Here is a 26,283-nt window from a genome sequence, read left to right on the forward strand (position 1 = left end):
CTTACGCGCCTGCGCCGAAGATCTCGATCGGCTTGCTCTCGGGCGACAGCGTGACGATCGCGCGCTTGGTGTCCTTGCGCTTACCGAAGCCGTACCGGGTGCGCTTGCGCTTGCCCTGCCGGTTGATCGTGTTCACGCTGATCACCTTGACGCCGAAGACCTTCTCGACCGCGATCTTGATCTGGGTCTTGTTGGCGTCCGGACGGACCACGAACGTGTACTTGTTGTCCTCGAGCAGCCCGTAGGACTTCTCGGAGATCACCGGCGCGATGAGGATGTCACGCGGGTCGGGGATGGCCACCGAGCTCACTGCTGGTCACTCCCTTCCGAGACCTCGCCGGAGGTCGCCGTCGCCTTCGCACCCTTGCCCTTGACCGGGCCGGCGAGGAAGGCGTCCAGCGCCGCCTTGCTGAAGACCACGTCGTCGTTGACCAGCACGTCGTACGTGTTGAGCTGGTCCGCCGTGATCAGGTGGACGTTCTCGAGGTTGCGGGCCGACAGCCACTGCGTTTCCTCGTCGCGGTGCAGGACCACGAGGACGCGCTTGCCGCTCGTGAGGGCGGCCAGCGACTTCTTGGCCTCCTTCGTCGACGGAGTGTCACCGTCGATGAGGGCGGTCACCACGTGGACCTGGTCGTTGCGCGCCCGGTCCGAGAGGGCACCGCGCAGTGCGGCGACCTTCATCTTCTTCGGGGTGCGCTGCGCGTAGTCACGCGGCGTCGGCCCGTGGACGGTGCCACCGCCGGTGAACTGCGGCGCGCGCTCCGAACCCTGACGCGCACGGCCGGTGCCCTTCTGGCGGTACGGCTTGGCGCCACCGCCGCGGACCTCGCCACGCGTCTTCGTGTCGTGCGTGCCCTGGCGGGCAGCGGCCAGCTGAGCCACCACGACCTGGTGCATCAGCGGGATGTTCGCCTGGACGTCGAAGATCTCACCGGGCAGCTCGACGGAGCCGTCGGCAGTGCCGGCCGGGGTCTTCACCTCGATCGTCGCGGTCATGCGGTCACACCACCCTTCGCGGCGCTACGGACGAAGAGAAGGCCGCCCTTCGGGCCGGGAACCGCGCCCTTGATAAGCAGCAGACCGTCCTCGGCACGCACCTGGTGGACCTTCAGGCCCTGGGTCGTGACGCGGTTGTTGCCCATCCGGCCGGACATGCGAATGCCCTTGAACACGCGACCCGGGGTCGCCGCACCACCGATGGCGCCCGGCTTGCGGTGGGTCGCCTGGTTACCGTGGCTCGCGCCCTGGCCCGAAAAGCCGTGGCGCTTCATCGTGCCCGCGAAGCCCTTGCCCTTCGTGGTGCCGGTGATGTCGACGATCGCGCCGTCCTCGAACACCTCGGCGGTCAGTTCCTGACCGACCTCGTAGGTGTCCGCGTCGGACGTGCGCAGCTCGGCGACGTGACGCCGCGGCGTCACCCCGGCCCGGTCGAAGTGGCCCGTCTCCGGCTTGTTGACCTTGCGCGGGTCGATGGCGCCGTAGGCCAACTGCACGGCCGAGTAGCCGTCCTTCTCCTGATTGCGCACCTGGGTCACGAGGTTCGGCCCGGTCTGCACGACGGTCACCGGAACGATCCGGTTGTTCTCGTCGAAGACCTGCGTCATGCCGAGCTTCGTGCCCAGAATGCCCTTCACTTGCCTGTCAGACATGAGTCTCTTATCTCCGCCGCTCGCCCAACGCTTACTGGATGTTCACGTCGACACTCGCCGGCAGGTCGATGCGCATGAGCGCGTCGACCGTCTTCGGCGTCGGGTCCACGATGTCGATCAGCCGCTTGTGCGTGCGCATCTCGAAGTGCTCGCGCGAATCCTTGTACTTGTGCGGCGAGCGGATGACGCAGTAAACGTTCTTCTCAGTGGGCAGCGGCACCGGCCCAACCACGGAGGCGCCGGTGCGCGTGACCGTCTCGACGATCTTGCGCGCACTCGAGTCGATCGCCTCGTGGTCGTAGGCCTTGAGCCGGATGCGGATCTTCTGTCCCGCCATGGTGGCAGCTCGTTCCTTCGTCTCGTGCCGCTTGTCTGAAGCCTCGCAAGGTCCTTGTCGGACCCAGTTGGAGGTTTCCGCACGTCAACGATCCGGCCTCCGGTCCACGCGGTCGGGCGTGTCGCCCTTGCCGCGCACACGGATCCCGCAGGATCATTGTCGTGCCCTAGGTCTTTGCTCTATGAAGTGATCACTGCCGGAAAAGGCAGGCGGATCACTCCCGACTCACAGTCGACTGTCGTCCCTGTCAGCCCAGGACGCTCGCGCCGGGGCGGCCGATTCTCGTCTACTCGTAGAATCGGCCGCCCCGCGTCGAGCAACCTAAATAGGATGCCATACCGAAATATGGCTCCTGCACCCGGGGTGCGAATTACTTGTTGATCTTGGTGACCTGGCCGGCGCCGACGGTACGGCCACCCTCACGGATGGCGAACCGCAGACCCTCGTCCATGGCGATCGGCTGAATCAGCTGCACCGAGATCTCGGTGTTGTCACCCGGCATGACCATCTCGGTGCCCTCGGGGAGGGTCACGACGCCGGTCACGTCGGTCGTCCGGAAGTAGAACTGCGGACGGTAGTTGTTGAAGAACGGCGTGTGACGGCCACCCTCGTCCTTGGAGAGGATGTAGACCGAGCCCTCGAACTCCGTGTGCGGGGTCGTGGTGCCCGGCTTCACGATGACCTGGCCACGCTCGACGTCCTCACGCTTGATACCGCGCAGGAGCAGCGCCGCGTTGTCACCGGCCTGACCGGCGTCGAGCAGCTTGTTGAACATCTCGATCGAGGTCACCGTGGTCTTGGTGGCCTTCTCGCGGATGCCGACGATCTCGACGTCCTCGTTGAGCTTGATCTCGCCACGCTCGATACGGCCGGTGACGACCGTGCCGCGACCGGTGATCGTGAAGACGTCCTCGACCGGCATGAGGAACGGCTGGTCGACGGCACGCTCCGGGTCCGGGATGTTGTCGTCGACGGCGTTCATCAGCTCGATGACGGCGTCGGACCACTTCTCGTCGCCCTCGAGGGCCTTCAGGCCCGAGACCTTCACGACCGGGGCGTCGTCGCCCGGGAACTCCTGCTCGGAGAGAAGCTCACGGACCTCCATCTCGACGAGCTCGAGGATCTCCTCGTCGTCGACCATGTCGGCCTTGTTCAGCGCCACGACGATGTACGGCACGCCGACCTGACGGGCGAGCAGCACGTGCTCACGCGTCTGCGGCATCGGGCCGTCGGTGGCCGCGACCACGAGGATCGCACCGTCCATCTGGGCCGCACCCGTGATCATGTTCTTCACGTAGTCGGCGTGACCCGGGGCGTCGACGTGCGCGTAGTGACGCTTCTCGGTCTCGTACTCGACGTGCGAGATGTTGATCGTGATGCCGCGCTGCTTCTCTTCCGGCGCGTTGTCGATCTGGTCGAACGCGCGCGACTGGTTGAGCTCCGGGTAGCGCTCGTGCAGCACCTTGGTGATCGCCGCGGTCAGCGTGGTCTTGCCGTGGTCAACGTGACCGATGGTCCCGATGTTGACGTGCGGCTTGCTCCGCTCGAACTTCGCCTTCGCCACTGGAATGTCCTCCTGGACTGTACTTGCTCGCTCCCGGCGTGGCTGCGCCGATTGCGACTCGATCTGGTCGGTTGTGCGGACCTTAGGGGAGGCCCCTTTTCCGCCCGCTTTGGGTGCTGGTGGGAGTTACTCCCCTGTCGCCTTGGCGATGATCTCCTTCGCGACGTTCGACGGAACCTCGGCGTAGGAGTCAAAGACCATCGTGTAGTTGGCACGACCCTGGGTCTTGGACCGCAGGTCGCCCACGTACCCGAACATCTCCGACAGCGGCACGAGCGCCTTGACGACGCGCGTGCCAGACCGCTCCTCCATGGCCTGGACCTGGCCACGGCGGGAGTTCAAGTCACCGATGACGTCACCCATGTACTCCTCGGGTGTGGTGACCTCGACGGCCATCATCGGTTCCAGCAGTACCGGGTTCGCCTGCCGCGCGGCGTCCTTGAGCGCCACGGAGCCGGCGACCTTGAAGGCCATCTCCGAAGAGTCGACCTCGTGGTACGCACCGTCCAACAAGGTGAGCTTCAACCCGACGAGCGGGTAGCCGGCCTGCACGCCGTACTGCATGGCGTCCTGCGCGCCCTCGTCCACGGACGGGATGTACTCCCGCGGGATGCGGCCACCGGTCACCTGGTTGTCGAATTCGTAGAGAGCACCATCACCGGTGGTCAACGGCTCGAGCTTGATGATCACCCGCGCGAACTGACCGGAACCACCGGTCTGCTTCTTGTGGGTGTACTCGAACTTGTCCACCGTCTTGCGGATGGTCTCACGGTAAGCCACCTGCGGCTTACCGATGTTCGCCTCGACCTTGAAGTCGCTCTTCATCCGGTTGACGAGGACCTCGAGGTGGAGCTCGCCCATGCCCTCGATGATCGTCTGACCGGTCTCGTCGTCCTGGCTCACCCGGAACGTCGGGTCCTCCTCCGCGAGCTTCTGGATCGCGGTCGAGAGCTTCTCCTGGTCGGACTTCGTCTTCGGCTCGATCGCGACCTTGATGACCGGTTCCGGGAAGGTCATCGACTCGAGCACGATCGGGTTCTGCGGGTCGGCCAGGGTGTCACCGGTGGTGGTGTCCTTCAGGCCTTGGACCGCGTAGATGTGGCCGGCCTGTGCATCGTCGACCGGGTTCTCCTTGTTGGAGTGCATCTGGAAGATCTTCCCGATGCGCTCCTTGCGCTCCCGCGTCGCGTTCATGACCTGCGTGCCGGAGGTGACCTTGCCCGAGTACACCCGGATGTAGGTCAGCTTGCCGTAGAACGGGTGGACCGAGATCTTCGAGACCAGCGCCGCGAACGGCTCCTGGGTCGAGGGCTTGCGCTCGGCGGGCGTCTCGCCGTTGAGCAGCGTGCCCTGGACCGGCGGCACGTCGAACGGCGACGGCAGGTAGTCGACGACCGCGTCGAGCATGGGCTGCACGCCCTTGTTCTTGAACGCGGAGCCTGCGAGCACCGGGAACGCCTCGCGGGCGATCGTCAGCTTGCGGATGCCGGTCTTGATCTCGTCGATCGTCAGCTCTTCGCCGCCGAAGTACTTCTCGAGCAGCTCCTCGTCGGACTCGGCGACCTGCTCGATCAGCTTCTCGCGGTACTCCGCGGCGCGGTCGGCCAGGTCGGCCGGGATCTCCTCGATCTCGTACTGCTCGCCCTTCTTGACGTCACCGCGCCAGGTCAGAGCCTTCATGGAGACGAGGTCGACGATGCCTTCGAAGTCGGACTCCGCACCGATCGGCAGCTGCAGCACCAGCGGCGTCGCGCCCAGGCGGTCCTGGATCGTGCCGACGGTGAAGTAGAAGTCGGCGCCCAGCTTGTCCATCTTGTTGACGAAGCAGATGCGCGGAACGTCGTACTTGTCCGCCTGGCGCCAGACCTGCTCGGACTGGGGCTCGACGCCCTCCTTGCCGTCGAACACGGCGACCGCGCCGTCGAGCACGCGGAGGCTGCGCTCCACCTCGACGGTGAAGTCGACGTGACCAGGGGTGTCGATGATGTTGATCTGGTAGTCGCCCCAGAACGTGGTGGTGGCAGCCGAGGTGATGGTGATGCCCCGGTTCTGCTCCTCCTCCATCCAGTCCATCGTCGACGCACCGTCATGGGTCTCACCGAGCTTGTAGTTGATCCCCGTGTAGAACAGGATCCGCTCGGTAGCGGTGGTCTTACCGGCGTCAATGTGGGCCATGATGCCGATGTTGCGGACCTTTTTCAGGTCGGTCAGCACGTCACGTGCCACTTGAATGTTCCCCTGTCTCAAGCGTGGGGCCCGGCACTGGCTCGATCATTCACGTCGACCGGGCGTCGGTTTGCTTCGGTGGTGGCGATTCACCAGCGGTAGTGCGCGAAGGCCTTGTTCGACTCGGCCATCTTGTGCGTGTCCTCGCGGCGCTTCACGCTGGCCCCGAGGCCGTTGCTCGCGTCGAGCAGCTCGTTCTGCAGGCGCTCGATCATCGTCTTCTCACGGCGCTGACGCGAGTACGTGACCATCCAGCGGAGCGCAAGGGTCGTCGAGCGACCGGGCTTGACCTCGATGGGCACCTGGTATGTGGCACCACCGACACGACGGCTCTTCACCTCGAGGGAAGGCTTGACGTTGTCGAGGGCGCGCTTCAGCGTGACGACCGGGTCGGTGCCGGTCTTCTCGCGAGCGCCTTCCAGGGCGCCGTACACGATGCGCTCGGCCAGCGAGCGCTTGCCGTCGGTCAGCACCTTGTTGACCAGTTGCGTGACGAGCGGCGATGCGTAGACCGGGTCAGCGATCAGCGGCCGCTTCGGGGCCGGACCCTTGCGGGGCATTAGCTCTTCTCCTTCTTAGCGCCGTACCGGCTGCGCGCCTGCTTACGGTTCTTCACGCCCTGCGTGTCGAGCGAACCGCGGACGATCTTGTAGCGGACACCGGGGAGGTCCTTCACACGACCACCACGCACGAGCACCATCGAGTGCTCCTGCAGGTTGTGGCCCTCGCCCGGGATGTAGGCGGTGACCTCGATGCCGCTGGTCAGCCGGACACGCGCGACCTTGCGGAGCGCGGAGTTCGGCTTCTTCGGCGTGGTGGTGTAGACGCGGGTGCACACGCCGCGCCGCTGCGGGCTCCCCTTGAGCGCCGCGGTCTTCTGCTTGGCAGCCTTGTCCTGGCGGCCCTTGCGGACCAGCTGCTGGATCGTGGGCAATGGACCAGCTTTCTCTCGCGTCTGTAAAAGCTTCTGCAGCTTTACTGTGGCTCTTATCTGTGTGTGGCTCTGTCTCCCCGGTCCCCGCGGTCGGGCGTGTCGGCCCGCATCAGGGTCGTCACGACCCGTGAACTCCCGTCGGGGTTTCCGGAGTTATGACCGGAGCTCCGATCCACCGTTGTGCTGCAGATCCACGTTGTACTGCGGAAGCCTGCTGACCCGGTCCGGACACGAAAATCCGGCCCGTGAGCACTTCGGCGCACGGAGCAGCCCGGCAGCGTGCCGGGCACAGATGTCAAAGATACCCGCCCGTGCCGACAGCGACGACCCGGGGGGTCCCTAACGGCCCCGGCGACCGGCGGCGACGGCGGTGGTCATCGGGTACGGTACCGCGATCACCGTCCGGGGATCACCGCTCGGGCCGGCGTGAGATTCGTGCACGCGCGGACGCGGAGATGCTGGCGCCTAGCTTAACGCGACAGGCCGCCGCTTTCGAGGATCCCGGGCCGATCCGCGCGCCGTCGGGGACGGAACGCACCGACACCGAGGGGAGTCGCAGGGGCATGCATCCTGGCACGTTGATGGTGATTCTGCTGGGGCTTTGCGCCCTCGGAGCGCTCGTGGCGTTCCTCGTGTCCCGCCGGAACGCGGCGGCGAAGAAGATCGGCAGGGAGGAGTTCGCCCGCCGGACCGGCGCGGTCGAACACTACGTGGAGAGGGGAACGCGGCCGAGCTTCGGGGTGTTCCCCGGAAAGGACGCCCGCACCGGCGCGCCGTTCACCTACGCCGTCGAATTCACCTACGGGGGATATCCCGTCATGGCCGCCGAGTGGCGCATGGGCGGCGGAACCATGCGGGTGCGCTACACCGGCACCGTCCAGGTCCCCAGCGGCCTGCCCGCCGATGCCCCCTACCTGATGATCGGCGAGTACATGCGCTACGGCGTCGACCCGGAAACCGGCGGCAAGCTGCCTGCGCTGAAGGGGTTCGCCGACGAGCGGCTGCGCGTGCTGTGCCCCGACGAGACGTTCGCGCGGCGCATCGTCACCCCCGAGGTCGCCGCGATCTTCACTGAACACCGGCGCAGCCGCATGATGCCGCGGGTCACCTTCGAAGGCGGGGTCATGCACATGCTGGCCGTACAGCGGCTCGACCCGGACGGGCTCTTCCGGAACGCCGAGCTACTCACCCGGCTCGCCCGTACCGTCGCCGCGCAGCAACAGCCGCCGCGCTGACGAATTTCCGCCGCGTGGGAACCGGCGGACCCGCATCCCGGTCGAAGTGGACAGAGTTGCCAGGGAGGCGGGCATGACCGGATTCAACGTCGAGATCGAAGCCCTCGAGGGCTACGGCGACAATCTCAAGTCCTTCAAGGAGCAGGCGAGCACGTTCGACGAACTGACCGGCCGCGCCGATGTCGGCGACGAGTCGTGGGGCGTCGTCGGGATCATGACGAAAGGCAAGTACGACGAGGCCCTCGCCGAGCTGAAGAACCTGCTCGACGCGCTCAAGACGGGCCTGGACACGACGTCCGAGAAGATCTCGACGGCGGCGAAGGCCTACCGCGCGAACGACGATCAGCACGTCGTGACCCTGGGCAAGTACCAGGGTTCGATCGACACGACCGACGAGCCGCGAGTCTGAGGGGCGGAACCATGACCGAGGTCAACGACGTCGCGGGCGACATCAGTCTGAACGCGGACAAGGAATCGGGCTTCGGCGACTACGCGATGGGCGTCGCCAAGAACACCCCGGGTGTCGAGACCGCCATCAAAGGCGTCGACACCGTCACCAACTTCTGGCAGGGCCTTCCCGACGACCCGGACGCGGCCGACGTCATGCTGCACGGGGCCAACTGCGCCACCGACACGGCGGCGTTCATCGCCGAGTGCGGCACCGAAGCGGCGACGGCGGTGCTCGACCCGGTCGGCTGGCTCGTGGGGCACGGCCTGGACTTCTTGCTGAACCTGATCACGCCGCTGCAGGACGCGCTGCACATGGTCACCGGCGACGGCCCGGCGCTCGAGAAGGCATCGCAGGACTTCCAGGGCATCGGCGACGGGCTCGTCGACTACGCGAACGAGTTCCGCCGGGTCGCCGACGAGGCGCTGGCCGACTGGAACGGCGACGCGGCCGGCGCGGCCAAGAACGCGCTCGCCGACTTCTCCAAGGGCATCGACGGCGTGTCCACGAGCGCGGGTGGCGTCGTGGAGATCCTGAAGCTGTCCTCGATGCTCATGAAGGTCATCGAGGAGGTCATCAAGGCCATCATCACGGAGATCGTCAGCTGGCTCATCGCGCTGTGGGTGCCCGCGCTCGCGGCCGCGGTGCCGACGGCGGGTGCCTCGACGGCGGCGGCCGGTGCGGCCACGGCTCCGAAGGCGGCCGCCACGATCTCGAAGGTGACCTCGAAGCTGGGCAAGCTCGGCAAGATCCTCGACGACATCTTCGCGTTCTTCCAGAAGTTCGGCTCGACGATGGTCAAGCTCGGCAAGCGGCTCGGGGTCAAGCCGAACAGCCTCGGGGCGAAGGCCGACGAGCTCGCCGAGATCACCACGAACGCCGGGAAGATCGGGAAGATCGCCGCCGAGGCGGGCAAGGCGGGTGCGACGAAGCTGTCGCAGGAGACCATCGGCATCGACCCGACGAGCGGTCCCGGCGACGACCCGCTCCAGGCCGCCAAGTTCGTCAACGACCACTACGGCAAGATCACCGACAACACGCGGGGTCTGAAGGACGCCGCCGACGGCGCGAACACCGGCAGCGGCGCGTCGGCCGAGGAGACCGAGGAGAACCTGCGCATGTGACGCGTCGTCCGGCCTCCCACTGCGGGGCCGGACGATCGTGGCAGCGGGTGCGCGCACACGCACCCGGCGCAGCGAGGAGGATGGGCGGCGGCCGCCGTCCGATTGTCGTCGAGGGAGAAGCAACGTGTCAGCTGAGTTCGACCGGCTCGTCGCGGAGTTCGAGAAGTTCCAGTCGAAGATGAAACACGTCGACCAGCAGATGGCCGGCGTCCAGGACATGCAGAACGAACTGGCCGAGCTCGAGGCGACCGCCTCGAACGCCGACCGTTCGGTCACCGTCGTCGCCGGTCCCGGCGGTGCGGTCAAGGATCTGCAGCTCACCGACAAGGCGATGAACCAGCCGCCGCAGGCACTCGCCGCCGCCATCAAGTCGACCCTCTCCGAGGCCGTCGCCGAGGCCGCACGCAAGCAAGCGGGCATCGTCGACACCCACATGGGCGGCATGGGCATCAACGCCACCGAGCAGGTCATCGAGACCCAGGCCGAGGCGTTCGGCATCCCGGCGGAGGAGTTGCGGCAGCGCATGGCCGAGGAGCAGCCGGTGCGCAGGGAGGTTCCGGTCGAGGAGGAGTACCACGAGGACTACTCACGGCAGAGTGTCTTCGGCGGCGACTCCGAGGACGACCGCCCCGCTCCCCCGCCCGCGCAGAGCGGCGGTTCGGCGGGCGACGACTTCCTCAAGAACCTCTTCGACGAGGACGACCGCTGAGGCAGCCCCACGCGCGGCCGACCGGCCGCGGCGGCTCCGCTCCCGACCGGTGTCTCCGCTGAGCACCAGGGGCTGAGCACTGCGGGCGGGGCCGGTACTGCGGGCGGGCGGGACTCGGCGGCATCCACCGGCACCTTTCGAGGCGGCGCTCGCACACGTGCAGGCGCCGCCTTTCTCGGGTTCACGCCGTCAGCGGCGGACGCATGTACGTCAGGTCCGGTCCGGCGGGCGCGCGGGTCGGCGTACACATTCCCGGCCGGTCGACGAGCGCCGCACGTCCGAGGTCTACACCGCGGATCGGCACGGTCCGGTGTCGCGTCCGAGGGTGAAACGGCATCATGTCCTGTCAGACGCGCGCCGAGCCGCCGTAGGCGCCGCGCGCGAGCGGCAGCAACGAGGAGGGGGCCATGAGCGGCTTCGACGTCAATGCGAACGAACTGGATACCTACGCCGGGAAACTGGGCGGCCAGCGGGAGACCGCGGGCCAGATCGGGAGTTTGGTCGACAAGGCCGACGTCGGCGACCAGTCCTGGGGGATCGTCGGCATCTTCGTCCTCAACAACTACAAGGAGATGCTCGGCGACCTCAAAGATCTCTTCACGAGCCTCGACGAGGGTTTCGCCTCCGGTGAGGACAAGTTCAAGAACGCGGCCAAGGGCTACCGCGAGAAGGAGCGAGCGGTGAAGGAGCTCCTGGACAAGTTCGACATCACGATGGGGGGCAAGTAGCCATGGCCGAAGAGACGACCGAATCGGGCGGCGTCGAGATCACGACCGGCGGCAAAGGCCTGGGCACGACGGCACTGGAATCCGCACCGTTCCTCGGCGGCGCGATCAAGACCTTCCAGGCAGGCGGCAAGCTCACCGACGGTGCGGACCCTTCCGAGATCGGTGGGCTGCTGTCAGAAGGCACGAGTTTCATCTCGTCCTGCGCAGGCACCGCGGGTGAGATCGCCATGGACCCCATCGGCTGGCTGGTCGGGCAGGGCCTGGACTTCCTCATCTCCATCTGCCAACCGATCCAGGACGCCATCCATATGGTCAGCGGCGACGGCCCCGCTCTGCAGCAGGCAGCCGACAACTTCAAAGCCATTGGCCAAGGCATCCAGGAGCTGAGCGGAAAATTCAGTGAGGAACTGAACTCGTCGCTGCAGAACTGGGGCGGCGAGGCGTCCGAGGCAGCGGGTACCAAGCTCGCCGACTTCGCCAAGGGCATCGACGGCGTCGCCGGTCAAGCGGGCGAGCTCTCCTCACTGCTCCAGATGTCCAGCATGGTGATGACGGTCATCGAGGAGTTCATCAAGGCCATTCTCACCGAGTTCATCACCTGGCTGATCATGATCTGGGTCCCCGCGATCGCGAGTGCGGGGCCGACCTTCGGCGCCTCCACGGCCGCCGCAGGCACGGCCACCGGCGTCCGCGCTGCGAGCACGGGCAGCCGGGTGTCCCGCATGGTGCAGAAACTGAAGGACGTCCTGAACAAGATCATGGACTTCCTGCGCCGCATGCGGACCCGGATGGGCAACCTCAAGCAGGGCGTCCGCCAGGCGATGGATCACAGGAGGATGCGGAGCGGTCTGGCCGACTTGGCAGTCGAGGACGGCACCGCCGGCGCCCGGGAGAAACTGCTGAGCGGCGACGGTCTGGTCGGCGAACAGCTGCAACAGGGCTTGGGCAGGTCCATGTGGGAGGCAGGCAAGGATTCGCTCAAGGACCAGGTCGGCGTGGGTCCCAACGGCAAGGGAAAGCTGTACGGCAACCTCGGCAAGGTCGCCGGAGCCGCCGAGGGCGAAGGAACCGGCGAAGACCAGTCCAAGAGCGAGACCGAAGACCACTTGGACATCTGACGCATGGACTCCCTACTCGAAGGCATCGGAGATTGGTTCGACAGTCTGTCGGTCCTGCTCGACATGTGGCCACTGCTGCTCGGCCTCGCCGCGCTCCTTCTCTACGGCATCCGGTCCTCACGACGGCGAGCCCGTCAGGAGGCCGAAGCCAACCTCGCCCAGCTCCACGAGATGGCCAAGCCACTGAACGGCACGGTGTTGACCGGGGACCAGGCCGAGGGCTGGTCGACCGGACTGTGGCCACCGTTCGAGAGGAACAACCGCGGTCTGCGCCGGTTCGGACGGCGAAGCAAACCTCAGTTCGGCATGGCCGTCGAGTTCACCCGCGGGCCATGGCGGGTACGCATCAGCCAGGCATCGCAGCGGTCGCGCACGGCCAACCGCCGGTTCGTCACCACCTTCGAACACCGCATCGACATCGCCACCGCCGATCTTCCGCCGCTCAAGGTGTCCCAGCGGCAGTACACGGATTACCGGGGGCGACCGCACGATCCGGACGACGAGGCTTTCCTGTTCGGATCGCCGCTGGTCAAGGAACCACCCGCCACCGCCGAACAGCGTCAGGACCACTGGGTCCAAGCGGCGGTGTCGGCTCCGGCGAACCAACACCTCGCGGCGTTCACCAGTGACCCGGCCGCAGCAGCGCGCATGCTCAACGGCAACGCCACAGCATGGCTCCTCGACCGGCAGCGTTCGATGCCGCGACTGCTGACATTCGAGTCCGGCCTGCTGTACGCCACGGCACCCGGCCGCATCGACCCGTTCGGTGCCACCGAGACCGTCAACACGATGCTCGGGCTCCTCGACTGCATCCCCGGAGCGGCGCCCGCCGGGGCCGTGGCGGGGGCGACACCCGCTCAGGCGGGCCACGCGACACCCGTGCACTCCCAGGTCGAGAACGAGAACCACCTGATCGCCGAAACCCCACCGCCGGCGGCCGAGGACGACGAACACAAGTCCTCGGCCATGTCCACGCTGGGCTTCATCGGCATCGCGATCGCCGGACTGGCTCTGCTCCTCGGCCTACTCGGTTACGGCAGTGTCGCCATGATCAACGGAGTCGGCATGGCGACCGGACTGTCCGAAGAGATCGAGGTGCACATCATCGGTGAATCCGACTGGCGCGCCCATCGCCACAGCAGTATTACCTCGAAGTTCGTCGGCGAGTACACGGTGGACGGTCGGACTCACCAAGTCGGTGTGAGCAGCGGAGAGGTCGGTGACGTGATCGAGGGGAACCTCCCGCCGCTGCCCATCGAGTGGCTCGGGTTCCACTACGACGAGCCGACGACCGATACCAACTGGTGGGAGCCGTACCTGTACATCCTCGCCGGTGTGGTCTGTTTCGGCCTATTCGCGGTGCCGATATGGCTGGGTCGTGCCGATAGGAAGGACATGGCCGCCGCAGCGCAGGACTCGGCGCCCGGCGAACCGTCGACGCGACCGGAATGAGCCGACCGCTGTGATTCCGCGGCGGCGGTCCGGGCACGTCCCGGGCCGCCGCCGCGCCACCCCCTACCTGCAACGTCGCACCGGTGCCGAGCAGCGCCGTCGCGCTCAGGCCTGACGTCGTCATGAACCGCTCGGCCACGCCGGCGAACCCCGCGCCGGCCACCTCCGCGCCGGCCACCTCCGCGCAACGAAGCGGAAACGCCCCCGAACACGAAAACGGCCCCCGGTCCGATGTGGACCGAGGGCCGTTCCCGTCACTGCTTACCGGAAGTCGCGACCGAAGTCGTAGTCGTCCAGCGGGACCGCAGCACCGGTACCCGTACCGAACACGTCCGGGGTGTAGTAACCGTCGTCGTAGGACGGGATCGCGTACGCCGCGACCCGGGCCTCCTCCGTCGGCTGCACCTGGATGTTGCGGTACTTGTTGATGCCCGTACCGGCCGGGATCAACTTACCGATGATCACGTTCTCCTTCAGGCCGACCAGGGAATCGCTACGGCCGTTGATCGCCGCGTCGGTCAGGACCCGCGTGGTCTCCTGGAACGACGCCGCCGACAGCCACGAGTCCGTGGTCAGCGAGGCCTTCGTGATGCCCATCAGCACCGGACGACCCGAGGCCGGCTCGCCGCCCTCGGCCACCGCCTGCCGGTTGGTCTGCTCGAAGCGCGTGCGCTCCGGCAGCTCGCCCGGCAGGAACTCGGTGGCACCCGAGTCGATGATCGTCACGCGGCGCAGCATCTGCCGCACGATGACCTCGATGTGCTTGTCGTGGATGCCCACACCCTGCGCCCGGTAGACCTTCTGGACCTCCTCGACGAGGTGCATCTGCGCCTCGCGCGGGCCCATCACACGGAGCACCTCGTGCGGGTCCGGCGTGCCCTCGAGCAGCGGCTGGCCGACACCGACGTGGTCACCGTCGGCGAGCGGGCCGTTCGGGCCGACGGAGAGGCGCTGACGCTTCGACAGCTTGTCGAAGACGATCTCCTCGCTGCCGTCGTCCGGCACGAGCGTGATCTTCCAGAACCGCTCGCTCTCCTCGATGCGCACCCGGCCGTCGACGTCCGCGATCGGCGCCTTGCCCTTCGGGACACGGGCCTCGAACAGCTCCGTGACACGCGGCAGACCGGTCGTGATGTCGTCACCGGCGACACCACCCTGGTGGAACGTACGCATCGTCAGCTGCGTACCCGGCTCACCGATCGACTGGGCGGCGACGATACCGACGGCCTCGCCGACGTCCACCAGCTTGCCGGTGGCCATCGAACGGCCATAGCAGGTCGCGCACACACCGACCGACGACTCACAGGTCAGCACGCTGCGCACCTTGACCTTGGTGATGCCGCTGGCGATCAGCTTCTCGATCGCCGGGTCGCCGAGGTCGTCGCCCGCGTTGAGCACCACGTTGCCGGACGAGTCCGCCGCGTCGGCGGCGAGACTCCGCGCGTAGGCGCTCGTCTCGACGTTCTGCCCGCGGACGATCCGACCGTCGCCGAGGTCCTCACCGACGACCATGTTGATGCCGCGGTTCGTGCCGCAGTCGACCTCGCGGACGATGACGTCCTGCGAGACGTCCACCAGTCGCCGGGTCAGGTAACCCGAGTCGGCCGTACGGAGCGCCGTGTCGGCCAGGCCCTTACGGGCACCGTGCGTGGCGATGAAGTACTCCGCCACCGACAGGCCCTCACGGAAGTTGGCCTTGATCGGACGCGGGATGTACTCACCCTTCGGGTTGGACACCAGACCACGCATACCGGCCAGCGACCGGACCTGCGTCATGTTGCCCGCCGCACCGGACTTCACGATCATCGAGATCGGGTTGTCGTCCGGGAAGTGGTCCTCCATGACCTTGGCGACGTCCTCCGTCGCCTGGCCCCACACCTTGACGAGCTCGTTGTTGCGCTCGGAGTGCGAGAGCTGACCACGCTGGTAGCGCTTCTCCACCTGGGCGGCCTTCGACTCGAAGTCGTCCAGGATCTCCTTCTTCTCCGGCGGCACGAGCACGTCGGAGATGGCGACCGTGACGCCCGAGCGCGTCGCCCAGTGGAAGCCGGCGTCCTTGAGCCGGTCCAGGGTCTGCGCCACCTGCGTCATGGAGTACCGCTCGGCGAGGTCGTTGACGATCGCACCCTGGCGCTTCTTCGCCAGCGGCTCGTTGACGAACGGGTAATCCGCGGGGAGCAGGTCGTTGAACATGACCCGGCCCAGCGTCGTCTCGGCCAGCCACGACTGACCGGGCTCCCAGCCCGCCTCGCGCAGCTTCGGCTCGTCCTCGCGAGAGGGCTGCCGGTCCGTCACACGAATCTTGATCGGCGCGTGCAGGCTCAGCTGCTGCATGTCGAAGGCCATGATCGCCTCGGCCTCGGACGAGTACGCGTTGCCCGCACCGGTTGCGTTCTCGTCGAGGCGGGTGAGGTGGAACAGGCCCGTGACCATGTCCAGTCGCGGCATCGCCAGCGGACGACCCGAGGCAGGCGACAGGATGTTGTTCGCCGACAGCATCAGGACGCGCGCCTCGGCCTGCGCCTCCGCGGACAGCGGAAGGTGCACGGCCATCTGGTCACCGTCGAAGTCCGCGTTGAACGCCTCGCAGACCAGCGGGTGCAGCTGGATGGCCTTGCCTTCCACCAGCTGCGGCTCGAAGGCCTGGATACCGAGACGGTGCAGCGTCGGAGCACGGTTCAGCAGGACGGGGTGGCCGCTGATGACCTCTTCCAGCACGTCCCACACGGCCGGCTTCGACCGCTCCACCATGCGCTTGGCGGACTTGATGTTCTGCGCGTGGTTGAGATCCACCAGCCGCTTCATGACGAACGGCTTGAACAGCTCGAGCGCCATGTCCTTCGGCAGACCGCACTGGTGCAGCTTCAACTGCGGGCCGACGATGATCACCGAACGGCCGGAGTAGTCGACGCGCTTGCCGAGCAGGTTCTGCCGGAAGCGGCCCTGCTTGCCCTTGAGCAGGTCGGACAGCGACTTCAGCGGCCGGTTGCCGGGGCCCGTCACCGGACGACCGCGACGGCCGTTGTCGAACAGCGCGTCGACGGACTCCTGCAGCATCCGCTTCTCGTTGTTGACGATGATCTCGGGCGCGCCGAGGTCGATCAGTCGCTTGAGGCGGTTGTTGCGGTTGATGACCCGGCGATACAGGTCGTTCAGGTCCGACGTGGCGAAACGGCCACCGTCGAGCTGCACCATCGGGCGCAACTCGGGCGGGATCACCGGCACGGCGTCGAGCACCATGCCGCGCGGGTCGTTGCCCGTGGCCTGGAAGGCCGCGACGACCTTCAGTCGCTTCAGCGCACGCAGCTTCTTCTGACCCTTGCCGCCGCGGATGACCTCGCGCAGCGCTTCGGCCTCGGCGTCGACGTCGAAGTCCTCGGCCAGCTTCTGGATGGCCTCGGCGCCCATGCCGCCGGTGAAGTACTCGCCGTAGCGGTCGATGAGCTCGCGGTAGAGCAGCTCGTCGACGATCAGCTGCCGCGGCTCGAGCTTGGTGAAGGTGTTCCAGACCTCCTCGAGCCGGTCCAGCTCACGCTGGGCCTTGTCGCGGAGCTGGCGCATCTCACGCTCGCCGCCCTCCTTGACCTTGCGCTTGACGTCGGACTTCGCGCCCTCGTTCTCCAGCTCGGCCAGGTCGGCTTCCAGCTTCTGCGCACGCTCCTCGATGTCGGAGTCGCGCTTGGCCTCGATGTTCTTGCGCTCCACGCCGATCTCGCTCTCGAGCGTCGGCATGTCGTTGTGGCGCAGCTCCGTGTTCACGCTCGTGATCACGTACGCGGCGAAGTAGATGATCTTCTCGAGGTCCTTCGGGGCCAGGTCCAGCAGGTAGCCCAGCCGCGACGGAACACCCTTGAAGTACCAGATGTGCGTGACCGGTGCGGCCAGCTCGATGTGGCCCATGCGCTCACGACGCACCTTGGCGCGGGTCACCTCGACGCCGCAGCGCTCACAGATGATGCCCTTGAAGCGCACGCGCTTGTACTTGCCGCAGTAGCACTCCCAGTCCCGGGTCGGACCGAAGATCTTCTCGCAGAAGAGCCCGTCCTTTTCCGGCTTGAGGGTGCGGTAGTTGATGGTCTCGGGCTTCTTGACCTCGCCGAAGGACCACTGGCGGATGTCGTCGGCGGTGGCCAGCCCGATTCGAAGCTCATCGAAGAAATTGACGTCCAGCACTAGTCCGCCCCTCCGGAACGTTGCAATACGAAGAAAGTGTTACGACACATGGCTTTCCTTTGGCCGGCCGCGGGGCGGATCCGCACTGGAACCGCCCCGCGGCCATGGCGGGCCGTTAACCCTGGACGATCTCGTCGGCGGACGGCGCCTCGTTGCGGGACAGGTTGATGCCGAGGTTGGCCGCGGCGCGCTCGAGGTCCTCGTCGTCGGAGTCGCGCATCTCGATGGCGGCACCGTCGCTGGAGAGCACCTCGACGTTCAGGCACAGCGACTGGAGCTCCTTCAGCAACACCTTGAAGGACTCCGGAATGCCCGGGGACGGCATGTTCTCGCCCTTGACGACGGCCTCGTAGACCTTCACGCGGCCGAGCACGTCGTCGGACTTGATGGTGAGCAGCTCCTGCAGCGTGTACGCCGCGCCGTAGGCCTGCATCGCCCAGCACTCCATCTCACCGAAGCGCTGGCCACCGAACTGTGCCTTACCGCCGAGCGGCTGCTGCGTGATCATCGAGTACGGACCCGTCGACCGCGCGTGGATCTTGTCGTCCACCATGTGGTGCAGCTTCAGCATGTACATGTAGCCGACGGCCACCGGGTACGGGAACGGCTCGCCGGAACGGCCGTCGAGCAGCGTGGCCTTGCCGTCCTCGCCGACCATGCGCTCGCCGTCGCGGTTCGGCTTGGTCGACGACAGCAGGCCCATCAGCTCGGCCTCGCGCGCACCGTCGAACACCGGCGTCGCGGTGTTGGTACCCGGCTCGACGTCCAGCAGGTCCTCGGGCAACTGCGACGCCCACTCCGGGGACCCTTCGACCTTCCAGCCCTGTGAGGCCAGCCAGCCGAGGTGCAGTTCCAGGATCTGCCCGATGTTCATACGACGCGGCACACCGTGCGTGTTCAGCACGACGTCGACAGGGGTGCCGTCCGGGAGGAACGGCATGTCCTCGGTCGGCAGGATCTTGCCGACGACGCCCTTGTTGCCGTGCCGGCCGGCGAGCTTGTCGCCGTCCTGGACCTTCGACTTCTTCGCCACGTACACGCGGACGAGCTCGTTGACGCCCGGGGGCAGCTCGTCGTCCTCCTCGCGGGAGAACACGCGGATGCCGATGACCTTGCCGGTCTCGCCGTGCGGCACCTTCAGCGAGGTGTCGCGGACCTCGCGGGCCTTCTCACCGAAGATCGCGCGCAGCAGGCGCTCCTCCGGCGTCAGCTCCGTCTCGCCCTTCGGCGTGACCTTGCCGACCAGGATGTCGCCGTCGCGGACCTCGGCACCGATGCGGATGATGCCGCGCTCGTCGAGGTCGGCCAGCACGTCCTCGGAGACGTTCGGGATGTCCCGGGTGATCTCCTCGGCACCGAGCTTGGTGTCGCGGGCGTCGATCTCGTGCTCCTCGATGTGGATCGAGGTCAGCACGTCGTCCTGGACCAGCCGCTGCGAGATGACGATGGCGTCCTCGTAGTTGTGGCCCTCCCACGGCATGACCGCCACGAGCAGGTTCTTGCCGAGCGCCATCTCGCCGTCCTCGGTGGACGGGCCGTCGGCCAGCACCTGGCCCTGCTCGACGCGGTCGCCCTCGGTGACCACCGGGCGGTGGTTGAAGCACGTGCCCGCGTTGGTGCGGCGGAACTTGTAGAGCCCGTAGGTCTTCCGCTTCCCGTCGTCGTGCATGACGGTGATCATGTCCGCGGACAGCTCCTCGACCACACCGGCCTGCTCGGCGACGACCACGTCACCGGCGTCGACGGCCGCGGTGAGCTCGACACCCGTACCGACCAGCGGCGACGAGGCCTGCAGCAGCGGCACCGCCTGCCGCTGCATGTTGGCACCCATGAGCGCACGGTTGGCATCGTCGTGCTCGAGGAACGGGATCATGCCGGTCGCGACGGAGACCATCTGCCGCGGCGACACGTCCATGTAGTCGATGTCCTGCGGGTCGATCAGCTCGACCTCGCCGCCCTTACGGCGACCCAGGACACCTTCCTCGGCGAACGTCCCGTCCTCGTTCAGCGGCGCGTTGGCCTGCGCCTTGACGTAACGGTCCTCCTCGTCGGCGGTCAGGTAGTGCACCTCGTCGGTGACCCGGCCGTCGACGACCTTCCGGTACGGCGTCTCGATGAAGCCGAACGGGTTGACGCGCCCGTAGGAGCACAGCGAGCCGATCAGACCGATGTTCGGCCCCTCCGGCGTCTCGATCGGGCACATACGGCCGTAGTGGCTGGGGTGAACGTCTCGCACGTCCATGCCCGCACGCTCACGGGACAGACCGCCCGGGCCCAGCGCCGAGAGACGACGCTTGTGGGTCAGACCCGAAAGCGGGTTGTTCTGGTCCATGAACTGCGACAGCTGCGAGGTACCGAAGAACTCGCGGATCGCGGCGACGACCGGGCGGATGTTGATCAGCGTCTGCGGCGTGATCGCCTCGACGTCCTGAGTGGTCATCCGCTCGCGGACCACGCGCTCCATGCGGGACAGGCCCACGCGGATCTGGTTCTGGATCAGCTCGCCGACCGTGCGCAGGCGACGGTTGCCGAAGTGGTCGATGTCGTCGGTCTCGACGGGCACCTCGGTCTCGCCCGGCTGCATCGTCTCCTCGCCCGCGTGCAGGCGGACGAGGTACTCGATGGTCGTGACGATGTCTTCCTCGGTCAGCGTGCCGGTCTCGTACGGCAGGTCGATGCCGAGCTTCTTGTTGATCTTGTACCGGCCGACCTTGGCGAGGTCGTAGCGCTTGTCCTTGAAGAACAGGTTCTCCAGGAGCGTCTGCGCGCTCTCCTTCGTCGGCGGCTCACCGGGGCGCAGCTTGCGGTAGATGTCGAGCAGCGCTTCGTCGGTGCCGGCCGTCGAGTCCTTCTCGAGCGTCGCGAGCAGCGTCTCGGAGAACGAGAAACGCTCGCGGATCTGCTCGGTCGTCCAGCCGAGGGCCTTCAGCAGGACGGTGACCGGCTGGCGGCGCTTGCGGTCGATGCGCACACCGACGGTGTCGCGCTTGTCGACGTCGAACTCGAGCCACGCACCCCGACTCGGAATGATCTTGACGCTGAAGACGTCCTTGTCCGTCGACTTGTCGATGGCCTGGTCGTAGTAGACACCGGGCGACCGGACGAGCTGCGAGACGACGACACGCTCGGTGCCGTTGATGATGAACGTGCCCTTGTCGGTCATCACGGGGAAGTCGCCCATGAAGACCGTCTGGCTCTTGATCTCGCCGGTGTTGTTGTTGACGAACTCGGCGGTGACGAACAGCGGCGCCGCGTACGTCATGTCCTTGTCCTTGCACTCCTCGACCGAGGCCTTCACCTCGTCGAAGCGCGGGTCGGAGAAGGAGAGGGACATCGAACCGGAGAAGTCCTCGATGGGCGAGATCTCGCCCAGAACTTCTGCGAGGCCACCGAGCGGGTTCTCGTCGCCGTCGTTGACGGCGCGTTCGAACCACGCCTCGGAACCGGTGAACCATTCGAAAGACCGGATCTGCACGTCGAGCAGGTCAGGAGTAGCCAGCGGTTCACGGATCTTCGCGAATGAGACCCGCTTCGGTGCTCCTGGAATTCCCGTTGACGAGCGCGTCGAGGTGGTCGCAGCAGTGGCCTGATTCGCGGGAGAGACTGCCAAGATGCGTCCTTCCGGGGACATAAGCGGTTGAGCAGCCGCGTAGCGACGAGCAACACGAACTGTCAAGGGTGCGGTAGTGCCGACCATCCTAGCTACCACGAATGGGCAGCATGAAAGTGGGCAGCGCAAAGGAGCAGTCTAGCCCCGAAGACGGCGACTTGTCGAGGGGGCACGCCCAAGACGTGGGGCCCAGCCTCGTTCGCTCGTCTCCGGCTCGCCTCCCGCAAGGCTCGCCATTGCCTGTAAGCGTGAACCCCCGTGAGCGCTGAGTCAAGCATTCACACGCCGGATGCGCCGGGCGGAGGAGTACGAAATAGATCACGTAAGACCGACTCTGGACAGCCGGGCCGCCGGTATGGCAGCCCGGCCGTCGGAGCGGTCCGCATCAGTTCCCGCCCTGGTCACCGCCGTTCTGTCCGCCCTGCTGGCCGCCGTTCTGACCGCCCTGCTGGCCGCCGCCGGGCAGCGGTGCGCCGGAGGGGTCCTGCGACTGGCCGGGCGCAGGCGCGGGCTGCTGCGCGGCGTAGGTGTCGAGGTTCGTCACCTTCCACGTGCCGCCCTGCTTCTGTGTCTCCAGCCACATCGCGGCGCCGCCCACGGCCGGCTGCTTGTCCGACGGCCGCGTGGCCGCCTGGTCGATGAACACCATGACGCGGGCGCGGTCGCCGTCGAGGTTGACGACCGCACTGCGCGCCGCGTGCACCGTCACGACGATCTTCTGATCCGGCGCGAGCCGCTTGATCTCGCCCATGAGCGCGTCGTACTTCTGCTTCACCTCACCACCGGCGAGCAGCTCGTTCGCCGCCTTCTCGGTCTTGCCGAGGTTGTTGTGGTCGATGGAGAACAGCCGCTCGGCCGCCTTCTCCATGGCCTCCTTGGCCTCGCTCGTTCCCGGACCGTCGACCAGCGCGGCGTTCGACGTCGCCGCCCGCGCCTCACTGCCCTTGATCTGGAAGAACACCGCGGCGCCCGCCAACAGCAGGCCGACGACGAGCAGGACCGCGAGTGCTGCGTAGCCCGGCTTCCTGCGGGTCCTGCCGCTGCGACCGGGCCTGCGCACCGCGACCGCCGGCGTTCCCGGTTCCTCGGCGTCGAGCGTCTCGCCCTCGTCGAGGCTCGCAGGCTTGGCCCTGCCACCGTCCTTCGACTTACGCCGGGGCCCGGATCGCGCCCCCGTCTTCGCGGCGCCGTCGTCCGCGTCGGCCTCGGCGTCGTCTGCGTCGTCTGCGTCGTCTGCGTCGTCTGCCTTTGCGTCTGCGTCGTCTGCGTCGTCTGCCTTTGCGTCTGCGTCGGCGTCTGCGTCGTATGCTGCGGCGTCGGCCTGACGGTCGCCGACCGTGCCCGTCTCGTCCTCGGGCTCGGACGCCACCGGCCCGACACGGTCCGGCCCGCTCGCCGCGGTGCCGGTGTCTCCGGCCGCGGGCGCCTCGGCCTGCTCGGCGGACTCGGTCGTCTCCACGTCCTCGGCGGAACCCGGCTTGCGCAGACCCGCGACCTTGTGACGGCGCGTCGGCGTCGGGCGCGGCTGCGGGGTGGGCTTGCGACGGTTCGGTGGCACGGTAGGACTCCGTTCTGGGCTGCTGCGCGGTTCGTGGGCGCTGCGCGGTTCGGGTGCGCTGCGGGTGCGCTTACTGCTGCCCGCCGCCGGTGACGGGCACGTCGCCGATCTGCGACACCTTCCACGGGCCGTCCTCGCCGTCCCGCGTGAGCTGCACCTCGAGCCGCATGGTCTTCATGCCCTGCTGCTGACCGCGCTTGATGTCGGCACTCGCCGCGACGATGGCGCTGGCCTTGCCCTCACGGTCGTTGAGCTCGCTGACGGCGACGTCGTGCACGGTGGTCGTCACCTTGGACTTCGCCTTGGTGATCGCCTCCCGGTAGGTCTTCTCGGCCTGCGAGATCTGGTTCGCCAGCTCGCCGGTGGCGAGCTCCTTCTGCCTGCTGAAGTACTCGTCCAACTTCGTGTGGTCGAGTTCGGTGAAGGCCGTCACGGCCTGGCCCGCGACCCGCGTGACGTCCTGCCGCTCCGCGGCGATCTCGGCGTCGTCCCCGGTGGCGCTCACCAGCCACCACACGCCGAACACCGCGGCCACGACCAGTCCGGCCGTGGCGAACGCGGCCGCGCCCAGCAACGCCCAGCGCGGCGGTCCCGACCGCTCGCCCCCGTCGGTGCGGTCCTCCTCAGCCGTGCCGTCGTCGGTGGTGCTGTCGTCGTCGATGGTGCTGCCGTCGTCGGAGTCGTCGGCGCCCGACTCCGCCGCATCGGCGTCCGCGCCGGCTGCGTCCGTGGCCGCGTCGGCGTCGTCGGCACCGCCGGACACCGAGTCGGACGCCGAGCCGGTGTCCGGGGACTCCGCCGGCTCCACGTTTTCCGGATCCGCCGCTCCCGGAACGCCGGTGCCGGTCGCGCCGGTGCCGTCTTCCGCGTCGCCGGTGGCGCGGGCCTTCTCCGGCTCGTCCGAACTCATAACGCTCCAGGGTATTGCGGTCGTGTCAGCTTGCTGTGTGTCGTCCTGACCGGCTCACGGCCGGCCCAGGCCTGCGAGCTGGTCGAGGCTCGTGATGTCGAGCCCCGGGCTGCTCGCCACGCCGGGGGTGCCGCGCAGCGAGGCCAGCTCCTCCTCGTCCCGCGTCGAGTTCTCCTCCACCTGTTGCTGGCTCGGCTTGACCGGGACACCGTGATACGGCGCGTTCTGCGAGCCACGCACGCTGATCGGGCTGCCGGCCGGCTCGGCACAGTAGGCGTCGTCCTTGGGAGGCCGCTCGGAGGTGTCGTTGCCGGGACGGTACTCGTCGGGCGAACGGTAACCCTTGGTGCATGCAGGCGGGTTGAACAGGTTCAGCGCGAGGCCGAGGTGCGCGGTGCCGTCACCGGGTGTGACCGAGTAGGCGCCGCCGGTCACCATGGGGTAGGCGATGAACATCATCTCCAGCCCGTCCTGCCGGGGGACCAGCAGATTCGACGTCGTCAACAGGTTCGCCGTGAGCGCCGACAGGCCCGGTCCGGTCTCGGCCAGCACCCGCTGCACCTGGTCGCCGACCTGCGGGGCGACGTCGACGAGCTTGCGGAGGTCGGCGTCGGAGTCCTTCAGCGTCTGCGACAGCTTGCGCAGATCGCGGCTGAACGAGCGCATCGACCCGGACAGCTCGTTCTGCGTACGCAGCACCTTCGTGCCCGAGTCGAGCAGCTCCACCGTCTGCGGCACGTGCTCGGAGGCCACCTTCGTAAAATCCCGGGTGGTGTCCATCAGCTGCTGCAGGTCGCGGCCGGTGCCGTTGAACGCGTCGTAGGACTCGTCGACGACGGTGCGCAGCGAATCGGTCGGCACCGACTTGGCCAGCGACGACAGGTCGCCGATCAGTTTCTCCGTCGGCACGGGCGTGGTCGTGTTCCGCGAGTCGATGACCGAACCGGCCTCCAGGAACGGTCCACCGGAACTCTGCGGCTGCAGGTCGACGTACTGTTCACCGACCGCGGACCGGTTCGCCACGACGGCCTTCAGATCGGCGGGCACGGGCGGCGCGTCCGCTTCGATGTCCAGTTCGGCCTCGGTGCCGTCCTCGGTCAGGCTGAGCGGACCGACCGTGCCGATGTTGTAGCCGCGGTAGGTCACCTCGGCGCCGGTGAAGATTCCGCCCGACTCGGCCAGCTGCAGCTGCACGCTGTAGCCGCCCTGGCCGAAGGTCTCCTCGACGTCGGTGAACCGCACGAGGGCGTACACGACGGCGACCACCGAGATGATCACGAACACCACGAGCTGGATCTTGGTCTTGCGCACCAGCATCAGTTACCGCCCCCTGACAGGCTCTCGAAGATCCCCTCGACGCCCGACGACGACTGTTGCGAGGTCCGCCCGTCCTGCCCGCCGGACTGCTGCGACCCGGACTGCCCGGACGATTCGCCCAGCGGCAGCGGCGGCGGGTTGTCACCGGTTCCCTCGCGCGGCGACGTGAGGTTGCCCGGCAGCGAGACGTCCTGGAGCGGGTTCTGCCTGCTGCGGCCGAGGTTGGCCAGCACTTCCTGCAGGTCCAGGTCCATGTCGACGTAGAGGTTGAAGTAGTCGCCCTTGGCGCCCTTCACGGCCTGGTCGGTGAACGGGTAGCTGAGCAGCAGCTCGAGCGACTTCGGCAGGTCCGAACCCGCCTCGCCGAGCTTGCGCAGCACCGGCATGAGGGACTTCAGGTTCGCGACCAGATCCTCCTGGCTCTGGTTGATGGTCCGTGTGGCGACGCCGGACACCCGGTTGAGCGCCTGCAGCATCGTCACCAGCTGGCCCCGTTGCTGCTCCAGGACCTCCAGACCGGGGCCCAGATTCTCGATGGCACCCGCGATGCGGTCCTTCTGCCCCTTCAGGCTCATCGAGAGCCGGTTCAGGCCGTCCAGCGCGCTGGTGATGTCGCCCGACTGCGCGTCGAGCGCCGACACCAGCTGGTTGGCATTGCGCAGCAGGCCCTTGATGTCCTGCTCGTTGCCGGACAGCGCCGTGTTCAGTTCCTGGGTGATGTTGTTCAGCTGTTCCACGCCACCGCCGTTGAGCAGCATCGACAGCGCGCCGAGCACTTCCTCGACCTCGACGCTACGGTCGGTGCGCTCCACCGGGATCGTGTCGCCCTCGGCCAGTTCGGCCTCGGCCGGGTCCTGCCCCGGAGGGCTCAGCTGGACGTACTTCTCGCCGAGCAGGCTGGACTGACGCAGGTTCGCGATCGCGTTCGCCGGGAGCTCGACGTCGTTGTTGATCAGCAGCGTGACCTCGGCCGTCCACCCGTCGCGGGCCAGGCCGATCTTCTCGACCCTGCCCACCGACACCTCGTTCACCTTGACGCCGGACTGCGGCACGAGGTCGAGGACGTCGCGGAACTGAACCTTCACGCGGTACGGGTCGTCGCCCAAGTCGGCGCCACCCGGCAGTGGGAGGTCGTACACGCCGGAGAACCCGCAGCCGGACACGGCGAGCATCGCGGCGGCAGCACCC

21 protein-coding genes are annotated in these 26,283 nt (G+C 67.3%); 7 read left to right on the plus strand and 14 right to left on the minus strand.

Translation table 11 applies throughout. The annotated features are described in order from the left end of the window. Window position 1 precedes the first annotated feature (1 nt). From rplW to rpsL, 8 genes are all read right to left on the minus strand, one after another. Entirely contained in the window at window positions 2–310 is a 309-nt protein-coding gene (rplW, locus tag FHS23_RS00760) for a 50S ribosomal protein L23 (RefSeq protein WP_183646171.1), read from the minus strand. After that, window positions 307–999: a 50S ribosomal protein L4 gene (gene rplD / locus FHS23_RS00765; RefSeq protein WP_183646173.1), complete on the minus strand. Its 693-nt coding sequence runs from the start codon at window positions 997–999 to the stop codon at window positions 307–309. The genes rplW and rplD overlap by 4 nt, the downstream gene beginning before the upstream one ends. Further along, on the minus strand, window positions 996–1,652 hold the full coding sequence (gene rplC, locus FHS23_RS00770; RefSeq protein ID WP_183646175.1) for a 50S ribosomal protein L3: 657 nt from the start codon (window positions 1,650–1,652) through the stop codon (window positions 996–998). The genes rplD and rplC overlap by 4 nt, the downstream gene beginning before the upstream one ends. Before the next feature lie 31 nt (window positions 1,653–1,683). Further along, on the minus strand, window positions 1,684–1,989 hold the full coding sequence (gene rpsJ / locus FHS23_RS00775; protein ID WP_028848712.1) for a 30S ribosomal protein S10: 306 nt from the start codon (window positions 1,987–1,989) through the stop codon (window positions 1,684–1,686). 370 nt (window positions 1,990–2,359) lie between these two features. Next, the gene (gene tuf, locus FHS23_RS00780; protein WP_183646177.1) at window positions 2,360–3,553 is read right to left on the minus strand and encodes an elongation factor Tu; all 1,194 of its coding nucleotides are present in this window, start codon (window positions 3,551–3,553) and stop codon (window positions 2,360–2,362) included. Window positions 3,554–3,679: 126 nt separating this feature from the next. Then, the gene (gene fusA, locus FHS23_RS00785) at window positions 3,680–5,779 is read right to left on the minus strand and encodes an elongation factor G (protein WP_183646179.1); all 2,100 of its coding nucleotides are present in this window, start codon (window positions 5,777–5,779) and stop codon (window positions 3,680–3,682) included. 89 nt (window positions 5,780–5,868) lie between these two features. After that, window positions 5,869–6,339 (minus strand): 30S ribosomal protein S7, encoded by a 471-nt coding sequence (rpsG, locus tag FHS23_RS00790; protein ID WP_183646181.1) that lies wholly within the window; start codon window positions 6,337–6,339, stop codon window positions 5,869–5,871. After that, window positions 6,339–6,713: a 30S ribosomal protein S12 gene (gene rpsL, locus FHS23_RS00795; RefSeq protein WP_030532894.1), complete on the minus strand. Its 375-nt coding sequence runs from the start codon at window positions 6,711–6,713 to the stop codon at window positions 6,339–6,341. Before rpsL ends, rpsG begins: the two co-directional genes overlap by 1 nt. Window positions 6,714–7,276: 563 nt before the next feature. On the opposite strand from rpsL, the gene FHS23_RS00800 reads away from it, so the two are divergent. The 7 genes from FHS23_RS00800 to FHS23_RS00830 all read left to right on the plus strand — a co-directional run bounded on the left by FHS23_RS00800 (window position 7,277) and on the right by FHS23_RS00830 (window position 13,527). Then, on the plus strand, window positions 7,277–7,948 hold the full coding sequence (locus FHS23_RS00800) for a hypothetical protein (RefSeq protein ID WP_183646182.1): 672 nt from the start codon (window positions 7,277–7,279) through the stop codon (window positions 7,946–7,948). Window positions 7,949–8,021: 73 nt separating this feature from the next. Beyond that, on the plus strand, window positions 8,022–8,357 hold the full coding sequence (locus tag FHS23_RS00805) for a type VII secretion target (protein WP_183646184.1): 336 nt from the start codon (window positions 8,022–8,024) through the stop codon (window positions 8,355–8,357). Between the two features lie 11 nt (window positions 8,358–8,368). Beyond that, window positions 8,369–9,520 (plus strand): hypothetical protein, encoded by a 1,152-nt coding sequence (locus FHS23_RS00810; protein ID WP_183646186.1) that lies wholly within the window; start codon window positions 8,369–8,371, stop codon window positions 9,518–9,520. Between the two features lie 124 nt (window positions 9,521–9,644). After that, the gene (locus tag FHS23_RS00815; protein ID WP_183646188.1) at window positions 9,645–10,229 is read left to right on the plus strand and encodes a YbaB/EbfC family nucleoid-associated protein; all 585 of its coding nucleotides are present in this window, start codon (window positions 9,645–9,647) and stop codon (window positions 10,227–10,229) included. Window positions 10,230–10,636: 407 nt separating this feature from the next. After that, the gene (locus tag FHS23_RS00820; protein ID WP_183646191.1) at window positions 10,637–10,957 is read left to right on the plus strand and encodes an ESX-1 secretion-associated protein; all 321 of its coding nucleotides are present in this window, start codon (window positions 10,637–10,639) and stop codon (window positions 10,955–10,957) included. 2 nt (window positions 10,958–10,959) lie between these two features. Continuing rightward, on the plus strand, window positions 10,960–12,075 hold the full coding sequence (locus tag FHS23_RS00825; protein WP_183646193.1) for a WXG100 family type VII secretion target: 1,116 nt from the start codon (window positions 10,960–10,962) through the stop codon (window positions 12,073–12,075). Between the two features lie 3 nt (window positions 12,076–12,078). Next, window positions 12,079–13,527: a hypothetical protein gene (locus FHS23_RS00830; RefSeq protein WP_183646195.1), complete on the plus strand. Its 1,449-nt coding sequence runs from the start codon at window positions 12,079–12,081 to the stop codon at window positions 13,525–13,527. A gap of 261 nt (window positions 13,528–13,788) precedes the next feature. On the opposite strand, the gene FHS23_RS00835 is transcribed toward FHS23_RS00830, so the two are convergent. The 6 genes from FHS23_RS00835 to FHS23_RS00860 all read right to left on the minus strand — a co-directional run bounded on the left by FHS23_RS00835 (window position 13,789) and on the right by FHS23_RS00860 (window position 26,267). Then, on the minus strand, window positions 13,789–17,700 hold the full coding sequence (locus tag FHS23_RS00835) for a DNA-directed RNA polymerase subunit beta' (protein ID WP_183646198.1): 3,912 nt from the start codon (window positions 17,698–17,700) through the stop codon (window positions 13,789–13,791). A 115-nt stretch (window positions 17,701–17,815) separates the two neighbouring features. Further along, window positions 17,816–21,310: a DNA-directed RNA polymerase subunit beta gene (gene rpoB, locus FHS23_RS00840; protein WP_183646200.1), complete on the minus strand. Its 3,495-nt coding sequence runs from the start codon at window positions 21,308–21,310 to the stop codon at window positions 17,816–17,818. 385 nt (window positions 21,311–21,695) lie between these two features. Then, a complete protein-coding gene (locus tag FHS23_RS00845; RefSeq protein ID WP_183646202.1) occupies window positions 21,696–22,868 on the minus strand; it encodes a hypothetical protein in 1,173 nt (390 codons plus the stop codon). 70 nt (window positions 22,869–22,938) lie between these two features. Beyond that, window positions 22,939–23,778, minus strand: coding sequence for a hypothetical protein (locus FHS23_RS00850; protein WP_183646204.1), 840 nt, complete (start codon window positions 23,776–23,778; stop codon window positions 22,939–22,941). Between the two features lie 54 nt (window positions 23,779–23,832). Continuing rightward, window positions 23,833–25,095, minus strand: a complete 1,263-nt coding sequence (locus FHS23_RS00855) for an MlaD family protein (RefSeq protein WP_183646206.1) — start codon at window positions 25,093–25,095, stop codon at window positions 23,833–23,835. Next, window positions 25,095–26,267 carry an MCE family protein gene (locus tag FHS23_RS00860; RefSeq protein WP_183650518.1) on the minus strand — a complete coding sequence of 391 codons (1,173 nt, stop codon included), beginning with the start codon at window positions 26,265–26,267 and terminating at the stop codon, window positions 25,095–25,097. Before FHS23_RS00860 ends, FHS23_RS00855 begins: the two co-directional genes overlap by 1 nt. Window positions 26,268–26,283: the final 16 nt, after the last annotated feature.

This window comes from Prauserella isguenensis (assembly GCF_014191605.1).
Taxonomy (GTDB): domain Bacteria; phylum Actinomycetota; class Actinomycetes; order Mycobacteriales; family Pseudonocardiaceae; genus Prauserella; species Prauserella isguenensis.